7 protein-coding genes and 2 pseudogenes are annotated in these 12,707 nt (G+C 60.2%); 3 read left to right on the top strand and 6 right to left on the bottom strand.

Annotated elements, in window-relative coordinates:
- Positions 1-113: 113 nt before the first annotated feature.
- The 3 genes from APM_RS16615 to APM_RS16600 form a co-directional block, all read right to left on the bottom strand.
- Positions 114-2,102, bottom strand: coding sequence for an AAA family ATPase (locus APM_RS16615; protein ID WP_007424549.1), 1,989 nt, complete (start codon positions 2,100-2,102; stop codon positions 114-116).
- Positions 2,103-2,106: 4 nt separating this feature from the next.
- A complete protein-coding gene (locus APM_RS16610; RefSeq protein WP_007424548.1) occupies positions 2,107-2,820 on the bottom strand; it encodes a group I intron-associated PD-(D/E)XK endonuclease in 714 nt (237 codons plus the stop codon).
- Between the two features lie 1,873 nt (positions 2,821-4,693).
- On the bottom strand, positions 4,694-5,020 hold the full coding sequence (locus tag APM_RS16600; protein ID WP_011942514.1) for an NIPSNAP family protein: 327 nt from the start codon (positions 5,018-5,020) through the stop codon (positions 4,694-4,696).
- A 246-nt stretch (positions 5,021-5,266) separates the two neighbouring features.
- On the opposite strand from APM_RS16600, the gene APM_RS16595 reads away from it, so the two are divergent.
- From APM_RS16595 to APM_RS16585, 3 genes are all read left to right on the top strand, one after another.
- A complete protein-coding gene (locus APM_RS16595) occupies positions 5,267-7,072 on the top strand; it encodes a recombinase family protein (RefSeq protein ID WP_050807216.1) in 1,806 nt (601 codons plus the stop codon).
- A gap of 106 nt (positions 7,073-7,178) precedes the next feature.
- Positions 7,179-8,471 carry an IS701 family transposase gene (locus APM_RS16590; RefSeq protein WP_083818704.1) on the top strand — a complete coding sequence of 431 codons (1,293 nt, stop codon included), beginning with the start codon at positions 7,179-7,181 and terminating at the stop codon, positions 8,469-8,471.
- Between the two features lie 136 nt (positions 8,472-8,607).
- Positions 8,608-9,858 (top strand): IS701 family transposase, encoded by a 1,251-nt coding sequence (locus APM_RS16585; RefSeq protein ID WP_007424543.1) that lies wholly within the window; start codon positions 8,608-8,610, stop codon positions 9,856-9,858.
- 128 nt (positions 9,859-9,986) lie between these two features.
- On the opposite strand, the pseudogene APM_RS20730 reads toward APM_RS16585, so the two are convergent.
- The 3 genes and pseudogenes from APM_RS20730 to APM_RS16565 all read right to left on the bottom strand — a co-directional run bounded on the left by APM_RS20730 (position 9,987) and on the right by APM_RS16565 (position 12,695).
- Positions 9,987-10,741, bottom strand: a pseudogene (locus tag APM_RS20730) (IS5 family transposase).
- Positions 10,742-11,157: 416 nt separating this feature from the next.
- Positions 11,158-12,275: pseudogene (locus APM_RS20725) on the bottom strand (IS110 family transposase).
- A gap of 111 nt (positions 12,276-12,386) precedes the next feature.
- On the bottom strand, positions 12,387-12,695 hold the full coding sequence (locus tag APM_RS16565) for a DUF2274 domain-containing protein (protein WP_007424538.1): 309 nt from the start codon (positions 12,693-12,695) through the stop codon (positions 12,387-12,389).
- Positions 12,696-12,707 lie beyond the last annotated feature (12 nt).

The raw sequence follows: 12,707 nt of genomic DNA, 5'->3' as shown, positions 1-12,707 counted from the left end.
GCAGTGAATTCTTTTCAAGCAGGGCGCGGATTCCGGCATGCGTCAGCATCCCGGCTTTCGCGTCAATCAGCATCCCGGCTTTCGCGTCAATCTGAATTCGTATGGTTTTCGGGCTATAAGGCGCAAGCAAGCGGGCCAATGGCCTCGGAACCGGCCTTACCCGCAAGATCCATAACTTCCTTGGCGGACAAAACCTTGCGGGCCAGCAACCGTTCCGCCAGGAGGTCGAGGGTGGGCTTTCTCGCCTCGATCAACTCTCTTGCCTTGGTATAGGCCGTATCAAGGCGCCGCCGCACCGCATGCTCGATGTCAGGGCGCTGCCCAAAAAGCTGAACGAGCCTGTCGCCCGAGACCTTCGGGTACCAGATCAGCCCTTCGGAGCGCATGCCCAGCGACAGCTCCGCGATGACCGCCATCTGCGTCGCGCGGGCGAGATCGGAGTTGTCACCACCGCCCGAGCCGGCAGTGATATCGCCGAAGGCCAATTCCTCTGCGGCCCGACCGCCCATCAGAGCGGCAAGCATTGCGTCAAGGTCTGCCGGGCTCAGGGTACCAGCGCGCGCCATGGACACTGCGGCATGCCCAGCCGTCTTTTCCCGGCTGACGAGGGACAAGCCTCCCACCCGCAGGGCAGAATGCGCCATCGCGACAATCGCGTGACCAGCTTCATGAACAGCGACGCGCCACAGATCTTGGGGATCAACGACGCCGTCAACGCCAATGGCCGCAATCAAATCTTCGGTGGTCACCAACCTGGCCTCGTGGCGCGCGCGGCGGTTGGCCGTCTTGCATATCCGGATAACATCGGCGCCCGTCGCTCCCTCGCTCATCCACGCGATGCGTTGAAGGTCGACGCCGGCTTCCATCCGTCCCGCTAGATGCTGCGCGTATATGCACGCAAGGGCTTTCACATCAGGTGGTCCGACATCGATCCGGTCCTCCAATCGCCCCGCGCGCAGGATCGCCGAATCGATCAGTTCCGGATGATTGCTGGCGCCAACCATGACAACCCCCTCGTTACTGGCAACACCGTCCATCTGCTCGAGCAGGGCATTGATGATCGCGCGCCACCAGTCATCGCGCTGCTCCCGACCACCCCGGCTGCCGAGCGTATCCAGTTCGTCGATGAACAGAACGCTCGGTGCGAGAAGCCGCGCCTGAGCAAAGGCAGCGTTCATCGCCTTCAAGACTTCCCCGAGATGGCCGGCCCCACTGGTCTGCCACGTCGCATAGCTCGTTGGGACAAAGGCAATCCCGGCATGATCCGCTATCGCGCCGGCAAATGAGGTCTTACCGGTCCCGGGAGGCCCCGCCAAAAGAAGCCCCCGGGGGAGATCATGCCAGCTTATCTTGCCCTGGCGCCACAACTGCAGATCGAGCTTGAGTGCTGACGCCCATTCCTTCGCCTTGTCGATGCCATGGAGGGAATCGAAACGGCTGGCCTTTCCTTTTGACCCTTGGGTCAGGGCTTTCAGACGCCGCAGGTAAGACGTGGCTGTCGTTCCAGGCCGGTAGGCCAGCCGCAAGGTGACAGGCGTGACTGCATTGAGATTGAGGCCCCTCAAGCTCGTTCGCCGTGCAACCGGGTCAACCGCCTTGAGAACGGCGGCCAGGCATTCGCGATCCGGCGCTGTCACGTAAATGGTACTATCTGCTGCAGCACCGAGCTCGGGCGGCACAACAGCCCGGCTTCCGGTCAGAAGAATAACTATCCGCCCTTCACGCAGACCGGACTCCACGCTGGCACGGATTTCATTGCCCTTTTTCGCGTCGCCGCCCGCATCCCATTCATGGACCAGAAACGACGGAGCTGACCGCGCCACTCCCGGCCGTCGCGGCCCACGACAAGGATAGCCCAGAATCACTTTTGCCACGATTGCGCGCATCGTCGATACCCAGTGGTCACCGGGCGCCACAACGACATACAGACCCGGACGCCGCTGTTTCGAGATCTTACCCAGTGCTCGTCCAAGTAGATTCCAGGCGCCAACCATGGCGCAATCGATTGAGTTGACATCATCGACCACGTCGGCCTGATCAGTCGGAGGATCGTTGAGATCGGATGACTCGTGATCGAGAAAGAGATCTTCGTCGTCGTGCATGGCATCAACCTCCGATGCCAAAATCGAACTCAGCCTGTCGGGGAACTTGATTATGTTCGCACAAATCGATCCCTGCATCGACTGGAACTGACTCGGCCTGCATCGAGGCCAGCCAGGCCGACCTGTCATTGTAGCGGCACCGGCGGATCGTTTTGATGGAGAGATCGAGACTTTCACGATCAATCCCGGGAAGGCGGAACCACGGCGTGCTGAGGCTGATCCGCTCCACGGGACCGGCATAAAAGAAGACAGCCGGGAGAGACAGGCAGACGAAGGCGGCGAGGTCAAAATCGCCGGGTGCATAGGAGAAAATCCCTGACCGCGACCGTTGGTGCCCACGCTGCATCGTGAAGATGCAACGCTTACCGTTTGGCCGACTGCGGGTCTTCACTTGGATCCGGACCATGTCGAAGCCTGGGATATCGGCGATCAGATCGTAGGGCAGCCCGGCCATCGCCGGTTGTGCTGCGATTCCCCATGACTGGAGCCGAGAGAGAATCAGATTCGCGCCGGCTTCGCCGATCAGCGTCGTCGACGGTAGCCTTGGACAATGCGTCTCGGGACGAGCGTGGAGGCGTTTGATCCGCGGGGCCATGCGCTGGGCAGTCAGATTGGCCTGCTCTTCCCGCCCAACCTCGGGCTTTAGATCCTCGACAGGCGAACGCCGAGGCTGGCGGCGAAACCGATCAGATGCGATATGGGAGGCAACCTGTGTCATGTGAGGTCCTTTCTCACTGTTGCGGGCTAGGCTGGGTCGTGTGCTGCAACACGCGGCTCAGCCGTTTGAAGAAGATTTTGACGAACCGGCAATTTCGGATACGCATTCGTCAGGATAGAACTAGTCATATTATTTGCAAAAACAAACATTTTGTTCATATTCAAATATTAAATGATTGTAATCCTAGAAGTGCAACGGTTAGCTAAGAGACGGGACTAGCGACTATAATTGGAGCAGAAATGATCACCGGAGGACAAATTCGCGCAGCAAGAGCGTATGCCAAGATTTCAGCTGTTCAGCTCGCGGAAATGGCAGGCGTTGCGCGGACAACGGTTGTCAAGGCAGAATCGGTCAATGGCCCTCCACAATTGACAGTTAGCAACCTAAATTCCCTGCAGAACGCACTTGAGAAAATAGGTGTGACCTTCGGAGCCGACGGCAGTGTCAATTATCGGCCATCCACTTAAGGGACGAAAAATTATCGGTTTTTTGATGAACTTATTAAGTTCTAGGAAACCAATTTTTACTGAGCTATCCCCCTACTATGACCTAAAGATATAAATTTGAGATATTTTTTCACTCCGACTTTATTCGAGTGGCCTTGATTAACTGTAAAGATAATATCATTTTAGATATATAACTAATATTTTTGAGATATGTTTTTTGTAAAATTTCAGGCAATCCGATTTCGATTTTTTCATATCCTGATGCAGAACTCCGGGAGAGCCGGACGAGGCACTGCAATTTGTAGACAAGACTGGCGCGGCCGATCTTCGCTTTCACCCGGGGCCATACGGATGGTCCGAACGACCAGGCACATTGGCCCCTTCTGCTGGACAAAGACATACACGATCGCCGATCGCACCAGCAATTTCGCTTCGTTGGCCTGACCGGCGTGATGTCGATCACCATCGAGGTGCGGATCAAACCCTGCCAGTGGCCGATCGCAGCGGCATTATCATGATAGCCAAAAACCGGCGGGAGCAAGATCACGCGCCGACACTGTGCCGACCCGCCCCGGCTTCGCCTTGGTGACCTTCGCTGTTCTGCGCACGTCGGCACGCATCTTCCCGTACATCGAGAGGCAGTTGCTCCCGTTCACTCGCGTCTCGAAACATACAAGCAGCTTTGCGATCTCGAACGTGCGGCTTCAGGCCGATATAGGGGCACGGCCAGCTCTCGCCGGTTTGGCCTTGAACTTATCGACCGAACCCACCCAGAAGTTTCCACCGCCCATACAGCGGAATATCCTTTCATCTTCCGTATAAAACAACGCATATTTTGCGATCTATCGCCAACTTTTATCAGCATTAATGGTGCGCAATCAGAATTTTTTTCAATATCAATGCATTTTTAAAAGCGATTTTTCTTGGTGTCTTGCAGCCTTGATCTGTAGAATTTGAGCATGACCAGACATGAATGCCATGCAAACGGAGGGGCCAATGCGGATGACGCTGCCGCCAATCGCGTTTGCGGCAATCATGTTTGCCAATCGGAACAGGAGGCAATTGTTCTTGACGCACTGCGACAACTCGCCAATCTGCTGGGCCGCAGGGCCGCGATTTCAGTCCGACCCCGCGGACGCACAGAAAAATTAGACCCATTATCGAAGCAGCGATGATGGAACTCACCATTTCGGTGCGGCAGATGTCCGTCTGAGATCGCGCTCAGGACTTGACATGGCTTTGATTCCGCAGCGGGAGTGACGAGCCAGCAACCGGTTCAGCTATCGTCCCGCGCTGAGATTACGCCTTTACCGCTGATGTCGTGCCGGTTTCGGTGCTTCTATCGCAGGCTAACAGCTATGGGGACTGATGGGACCTCCCTCCAGCCTGCACCGACATGATTTTGAAGTCCTTGCAGCCGCAGGACGTCAGCGTACTGCCGAGAATGCCGTAGGCACGAGGATCTGATTGGTGATGCTGGCCACGATCTGACCATTCTTCTCGGTTTCGGCGCGCTTGGCCAGCCATTCTGGGTCAGCCTGGAAAGCGGTCCATTTGCTCTCGCGCTCAGCGAGGGATTCCCACGCCAGCAGATAGGTGAGATCCATGTTGGACTCTCCGACGAGCGTCGTCCAGAACCCTGCCTGTCGAATGCCGTGTTTATCCCACAATCCGAGTGTCACGGTCTCGAACCGCCTCAGAAGATCCGGAAGTCGACCCGGCATACAGTGATAGATGCGGAGTTCGTGGATCATGTTTTTTATTCCTGAAGATATATCGACGCGGAGGATGCTAGCCCCGGTCCCCCACCCCAGCAAGCCGGAAGGATTGGTTCATCCGGCGTTGTGATCGGCGGCCGGAGCCGTGAACGGCGACTTCATTGCGGTGTTGGACCTTGGGTGGGCGACCTGCGGTTGGAATTGATTGGTCTGGATTCCGGCGTGCAATCCGCGGAAAGCTTGACATTGGGTGCCGTGGTCCCAAACGATAGGTGCTCACTCATGACCAGAGCCAGAGCGATGACCAACGCCCGAGTTGCATTGTACGCCCGCTTTTCGAGTGACCTTCAGAGTGCGGCGTCGATCGAGGACCAGCTGCGTGTGTGCCGGGAGCATGCGGGGCGGCAGGGCTGGCGGGTGGTGGACAGCTACGCCGACCGGGCGATTTCAGGGGCGTCGCTGCTCCGGCCTGGCATCCAGGAACTGATGGCCGACGCGGGCCGCGGCCGGTTCGACATCGTGCTGGCCGAGGCAATGGACCGGTTGTCGCGCGACCAGGAGGACATTGCCGCGCTGTTCAAGCGCCTGCGCTTTGCCGGCGTCTCGATCGTGACCCTTGCCGAAGGCGAGATCGGTGAGATGCATATCGGGCTGAAGGGCACGATGAACGCGCTGTTCCTGAAGGACCTCGCCGACAAGACGCGCCGGGGCCTGAGAGGCAGGGTCGAAGCAGGACGCTCCGGCGGTGGCAATTCATATGGATACGACGTGGTCCGCCAGTTCGGCGCCGATGGCGCGGCGAAGACCGGCGAGCGGACGATCAACGGAGCACAAGCCGAGGTCGTGCGCCGGATCTTCCGAGAGTTTTCTCATGGCAAATCACCACGCGCGATCGCCGTCCAGCTCAACAAGGAGAAGATTCCGGGGCCGCGCGGTGAAGGCTGGAGCCAGAGCACGATCAACGGCAACGCCGAACGCGGCACCGGCATCCTGAACAACGAACTCTACATCGGCCGGATGGTGTGGAACCGGCTGCATTACATAAAGGATCCGGCCACCGGGAAGCGGGTTTCACGGCTGAACGATCCCGGCAAATGGGTGATCACCGAGATCCCCGCGCTGAGGATCATCGACGACGAGCTCTGGGCCGCGGTCAAGGAGCGACAGGGCAACATGCGCAAGGCGACCCGTCCGGACATGGCCACGGAACCAAGTGCCCGCCGCAACTCATCGGGGGCAGAATTCTGGCGCCACCAGCGGCCCAAACACCTTCTCACCGGCCTGATGCGGTGCGGTGTATGCGGTGGCGCCTACAGCAAGATCAGCGCGACATTGTTCGGTTGCGCGGCGGCGCGGAACAAGGGCACCTGCGACAACCGGCTGAACATCCGCGGCGACCGGCTCGAAGCCATTGTGCTGGACGGGCTGCGCCACCGGCTGATGGACCCGGCGCTGTTCAGGGAATTCACCGAGGCGTTCGTCGCCGAGCAGAATACCGCCAGCGCGCAGAGGCGGGCGCATTTTTCGGGGATGCGGGAGGAGCTCAAACGCATCGAACACCGCAAGGCCCGGATCATCGATGCGATCGCCGAGGGCATGCCGGCGTCCAGCCTTCGCGACGAGATGATCCGGATCGAGGCGCGGAAGGAGGAACTTTTGATCCTGCTCGCCCGCGAGACCGCGCCCGAACCTTCGCTTCATCCGGCGATGGCCGAACTCTACCGCGAGGCGGTCGCCAACCTGCACGAGGCGCTGCAGGATCCGACCACGAAGGACGAGGCATTCAGTATCATCCGCACGCTGATCGAGGCGGTGATCCTGGTGCCGGAGGGCGCGGAACTGAAGGTTGAACTCCGGGGCGCGCTGGCGGGGATACTGCGTCTTGCGTCTGGGGGCGGGAACGACAAAAGCCCCGGCGCGTGTGCATCGGGGCTTGGTTCCATTTCTGTTCTGGAGGCGCAAATCAAGATGGTTGCGGGGAACCGCAACCGTCATGACTTGCGTGAGCTCCAGGTGCTTGCGCAGGAGATCAAAGTGGTTGCCGGCGCAGATTTCCAGCAGGATTTACTTTTTCGGGCAGCAGCTTGATTCATGGAGGTTCAAGTGCGGACGCAAACCGAGCATGCAATCTAGCACTACTTTGGCAGATTTTTGAGTGGTTTGTCGGTTTTTGGGTTCTCAAAATGGGTTTTGCGTGATTCATGGGAGGTCGGCTTGCGGAGGGTCGACCATGGACGAGAGCTGGAAGTCTGATCTGGAACGCTGGCTGGCGCCGTTCGTGAACGCTTTCCGGCACAAGACGCGAGCGCGGATGTGCCCGGCCTATGTCGCGGGGTTGATCGGCGCGGGAGATCGCAAGAGCGTCCAGCCCATGGCGGCGCGCGACGGCGACGTCGGGTACGACCAGCTTCATCATTTCATCGCGAGCGGCGCGTGGGACGCGGCGCCGCTTGAGAAGGCGCTGCTCGCCGAGGCCGACCGAATGGTCGGCGGGGACAACGCGTGGCTGATCGTCGACGACACGGCGTTGCCGAAGAAGGGAGAGCATTCGGTCGGCGTCGCGCCGCAATATGCTTCTGCGTTGGGCAAGACGGCGAATTGTCAGTCGTTGGTCTCGCTGACGCTCGCGTCGCGAGAGGTCCCGGTGATGGCGGGCCTGCGGCTGTTCCTGCCAGAAGAGTGGACGAGCGACCCCGAGCGTATGGCGCGGGCTCGCGTGCCGGAGGAGCGAAAGGTCGCGCTGACAAAACCGGAAATTGCCATCGAGGAGATCGATCGCATCATCGCCTCTGGCGTGCGTTTCGGCTGCGTTCTCGCCGATTCCGGTTACGGGTCCAGCGGGCCGTTCCGTCAGGCTCTGAGCGAGCGCGGTCTCAAATGGGCGATGGGGCTGTCGCGGCGCCAAAACGTTTATCCCGCAGACGTCGCCTTGATCTTCCCGGTCGCCAATGCCGGAAGGCCGCGCAAATACAGCATTCCGGATCGGCCGCCGGTCTCCGCCGAAGCGGCCTTGATTGAAGAGAAGTGGCGAAGGATCAACTGGCGACGAGGCACGAAGGGCCGGCTGACATGTCTGTTCGCGGCCCGTCGCGTTCGCGTCGCGGACGGCCACAAGCACCGCATGGCCGACGATCGCGTGCAATGCATGCCGGGCGACGAGGTCTGGCTCGTTGGTGAGCGCCGGTCGACGGGCGAGCAGAAATACTATGTGTCGAACCTTCCAGCTGATACCAGCCTCAGGTTGCTCGCCGCGACAATCAAAGCCAGATGGGTGTGCGAGCAGGCGCATCAGCAGCTGAAGGAGGAACTCGGCCTCGACCACTTCGAAGGCAGATCCTGGATCGGGTTACACCGGCACGCCTTGATGACCATGATCGCCTACGCCTTCCTCCAGTCCCGCCGCCTCAAGGCCGCGGGACGGAAAAAAAAGAATCGGAGGACCGCCGCCACAACCGAGCCTGCCGGCCATCAGGCAAGCCATCCTTGACCTCTTCGTGCGACCTCCGCCCAGGAGATGCCCGCACTGCGCGAAACTCCTCGGCGAGGCCGCCCAGTATAATCTGCCAAAGTAGTGCTAGCACTACAGTTGCAATTTTGGGAGGTTTCTGAATCTATGGGCAACCATGATTCAGGACATGATGATCGGCGGTGCGTCGGTTGAGGATACATTGGCGCTGTGGGCGGCGTCGCTGCGTGATGCCAAGCGTCGCATGCGGCCGTTGTTCACGCAGGAACGTGTGGCGGCTTCGGCTGGACGGTTCCTGGACGTGCTGCTCGGCAACGAGCCACGCAAGACCGGCTGGATGCGGGCTGAGGCGGCAGGTGATGACGGCCCGTGGCGACAGCAAGCGCTGCTGGGTCGCGGGCGGTGGGATGCCGACGCCCTGCGCGACATCGTCCGGGACTACGTCATCGAGCATCTGGGCGACGACGATGCTGTTTTGGTGATCGACGAGACCGGGTTTCTCAAGCAGGGCAAGGCATCGTGCGGGGTCGGTCGTCAATACACGGGTTCAGCGGGGAAGATCACAAACTGTCAGATCGGTGTGTTTGCCGCCTATGTCTCGACCAAAGGGCACGCCTTCATCGACCGTGCGCTCTACCTGCCGAAAGCCTGGACATCCGATCCGGCCCGCATGAAAGCGGCTTATGTGCCGGTGGGCGTGACATTCGCGACCAAGCCGGCACAGGCGGCTTCCATGGTAACCCGTGCCCTTGCCGCCGATGTTCCGTTCGCTTGGGTTGCAGCCGATAGCGTCTACGGCGTGGGCGAGATTGAAATGACACTCCGTCGCGCCGGCAAGGGCTACGTGCTTGGCGTCAACGCCAATCACCGGTTCAATTCCTGGAGTTCGGACATCGCCATCGCCGGCGAGGCGCAGGAGATTGCGAAAGATTTGCCGACCGGCTTCTGGACGCGCCTGTCGGCGGGCCACGGCACCAAAGGCGAGCGGTTCTACGATTGGGCGTACTGCCCGCTCGCCGATCTCGATGCCAAAGAATATGATGCGCCGGTTTGCGGCGTCTGGACTCGCGGCCTGTTGATCCGGCGCAGCATCGCCGATGGCGAACTCGCCTATTTCACCACCTGGTGTCCGAAGGACACCGCCATCGAAACCCTGGTCCGGGTCGAAGGCACACGCTGGCGCATCGAAGAAAGCTTCGAGACCGCCAAGAATGAATTCGGTCTCGACCACAACGAGACCCGCTCTTGGCATGGCTGGCACAGACATGTGTCCCTGGTCATGCTCGCCTGCGCCATGATGGGTGCCGTTCGATATCAGGCAAATGCCATGACGCCGAAAAAAACGCCGTCGAAGCCACGGCAAAGCTCATCCGCTGGTCGATCCAGGAAATCCGGCGCCTCGCCCTGAAACTGGCGCAGCGCCGCATCCCGATCGCTCATAGCCTCGCCTGGTCCATCTTCCGACGAGCACACCAGGCCACAGCCCGACAGTCATACCTCAATTCAAAATTGCAACTGTAGTGCTAGGGCGCGGACTCATTGCAGCCAATAGGTGACTGTGGCGGCGAGACAGACGCCGGCCAGGAAGTTGGCGGCCTTCTTATCGTAGCGAGTTGCGATGCCGCGCCAATCCTTGAGACGATTGAAGGAGCGCTCGATGATGTTGCGCATCTTGTAGGCGATGGGGTCGTGTGGCCTTGGTTCTTTGCGGTTGGCCTTGGATGGTATGACGGCTTCGCTGCCGTCTGCGGCCAGATAGTCTCTGATGTCGTCTGCGTCATAGGCTTTGTCGCCGAGAAAGCGCGCGGGTGTGGCAACGCGCGCCAGCAGAGCACGAGCACCCCAGATATCGTGAACCTGGCCGCCCGTCAGCATCAAGGCGTAGAGCCGGCCGAGTTGGTCGCACAGCGCATGGATTTTGGTAGTGGGGCCGCCGCGCGAGCGGCCGATCGCTTGCTTCTGCGTCCCCCTTTTGCGCCGGCGGCCGAACGATGCGCACGAACCGCTGTGCTATCCACCATTGCGAGGAGCGGCGGGTCTGCGCATCCCGCAAGAGCCGCAAAGAGCTGCTGCCATAACCCGCGCTGGCTCCAACGATTGAACCGATTAAACACCGTTGTGCGCGGGCCATACGCGTCAGGAAGTGCGCGCCAGCGCAGGCCCTCGCGGAAACGGTGTAGGATGCCGCTAATGATCCGACGATCATCCACCCGTGGCTTGCCGCCCCAGTGTGGCAGCAACGGCTCAATAGCCCCCCATTGCACCTCGTTCAGCCAAAACAATTCCGCCATGATCCAAGCCCTCCTGTGCAGCTTGAATCAGACAACTCGTGGTCGCGGCAATGGGTATAGACCCTAGGTTTGGTTGCAAGATTCTTCGCAACGAGCCTGCTCTCATGTTCGCTGTCAAGGATGAATGCGCGCTTCGCCTGCCGGCAGCAACCGGAGCAAGTTTCGTTCTGGCGGTGCCCAAGGCAGGAGGCAGGACCTAAAGACGCCGGTTTAACAAGCTCTCATGCGCGGGTTGGCTACCGCATTTCCGGAGTTTCGTCTCGGGGCTGCCTCGCTCTAAACGCGAGCGTCGGTCGGAGGATCGGCTCATAACAGGCACGAGGGTTCCCCACCTGGCCCTGCCTCCAACCTTGGGCGCCTGTAGAATGATCGCGGTGTTCTTTGTCCTCCTGTTCGTGGCGTGATCGTGCTTCTGACTACGCTAACTGCGGCTCGACCTGGCGGGCGATCGCCCAGATGAAACCGATCATCTCGCGTGCGATTGCGGTGGTGACAACGACTGTCTTCTTGCCTGCGGCGACCAGGCGACGATATCGCGCGCAGAGACGCAACTGCGCCTTCCAAGCAGTATCCCGAATGCCCTTTGGCAGGCCTTCGATACGATCGTGCAGCTTTCGGCTGATCCTCGCTTGCATGCGGTAGCTCCAGGCTCCCTCAATCAGTGCCCGGCGAGCCTGACTATTCCCGGCTTTCGTGATGCCGTGCCGTCCCGTCGCACACTGTCGCCGCTTGAATGCTCCGACGGCACAAGCCCCACATAGGCCATCAATTGGCGGGGATTCGTGAACCGCGCAAAATCGCCGATCTCAGCGACGATGGTGACCGCGTTGATGAACGCCACTCCCCGCATCGCCTGGATCGCCGTCACCACGGGTGCCATCGACCACTGCTCGAGTAGCAGCTCGATCTGCTCGACCAGCCTGGCGATCCGCGTCTCCGCATCCTCAACCGCATTGACATAGTCCTGCAGAACGATCTGCTGGGCGGGATGGGCAAACCGCACCGTCGTCAGCCAACGCCGGTACGCCACCGTCTACGCGCGGGGGCCGGCATAGATCTTGCCGTGCCGCAACAGAAATCCGGTGAGGTGCTGCCTCGCCTTGGTCAGACCACGCGCGGCGGTCGCCCGGGCACGAACAAGATCACGAATGGCTTCGTGCGTCGCATCGGGAACCCAGACCGCGGTCAGCTCTCCGGCCCGATGCAACCTGGCCAACATCGTCGCGTCGCGCCGGTTGGTCTTCACCCGGTCGCCCGGCTTCTTCGGAATCAACGATGGCGCAACCACCGTGCAGTCGTGGCCGAGCCCGCTCAGCAGCCGGTGCAGGCCATATCCACAGGGACCTGCTTCATAGCAGAAATGCAGCCGTTGCCCGCGCCGGCTCAGCCGCTCCGCCAGTTTGATCAGAAGGTCGGCGCGGTTCTCGACCACACCGTGATTTCTGACCTCGCCGCCTCGCCCCTCGTCGGCGACCGTAACTGATATCGTCGACTTGTGCACATCCAGCCCAACGTAGCTCGTGCTAGATTTCATCTGGCTCGTCTCCCATGCATGAGGCTCTGAACCGTCTTCCCGACGGCTTAACCCTCGGAGATTGCATGTCGTGAGGCGAGCCGCCTACAGTTCACGGCGCGAACATAAGGTCTAAATTGCCGGACGATCTTTTACACTCGTATCGCCGCGTGTCTCGCCACCCTTCAAACCGGACCGATTTTCCGCCTTTGACGCGCTCATCTCTTTCTCATTCCGACTCCGAAACCCCCTGTCGGTGGTGATGAAGCGCTCGACGATCGCGGGCACCAGTTTCTCGGCCAGCGGGGCATCCGCCAGACCGTCCTGGACGGCGATTGCTGCGGCGTAGTCGCGCAGCAGATTATTCTGCGCAGCGGTGAACGTAATGGTCCGCTTCACCGGCCGGTCGTCTGGCAGTGCACCGATACGAAGTTTTGCCATTTTTTTGCTCCC

Origin of the sequence: Acidiphilium sp. PM, from assembly GCF_000219295.1 — a bacterium.
GTDB classification, from domain to species: Bacteria; Pseudomonadota; Alphaproteobacteria; order Acetobacterales; family Acetobacteraceae; genus Acidiphilium; species Acidiphilium multivorum.
This window is presented reverse-complemented; position numbering and strand designations above follow the sequence as displayed.

Coding starts and splice junctions, on each gene's coding strand:
- APM_RS16610 (WP_007424548.1), bottom strand. CDS start 2,820: ATGACACAGGTTGCCTCCCATATCGCATCTGATCGGTTTCGCCGCCAG.
- APM_RS16600 (WP_011942514.1), bottom strand. CDS start 5,020: ATGATCCACGAACTCCGCATCTATCACTGTATGCCGGGTCGACTTCCG.
- APM_RS16615 (WP_007424549.1), bottom strand. CDS start 2,102: ATGCACGACGACGAAGATCTCTTTCTCGATCACGAGTCATCCGATCTC.
- APM_RS16585 (WP_007424543.1), top strand. CDS start 8,608: ATGATTCAGGACATGATGATCGGCGGTGCGTCGGTTGAGGATACATTG.
- APM_RS16595 (WP_050807216.1), top strand. CDS start 5,267: ATGACCAGAGCCAGAGCGATGACCAACGCCCGAGTTGCATTGTACGCC.
- APM_RS16565 (WP_007424538.1), bottom strand. CDS start 12,695: ATGGCAAAACTTCGTATCGGTGCACTGCCAGACGACCGGCCGGTGAAG.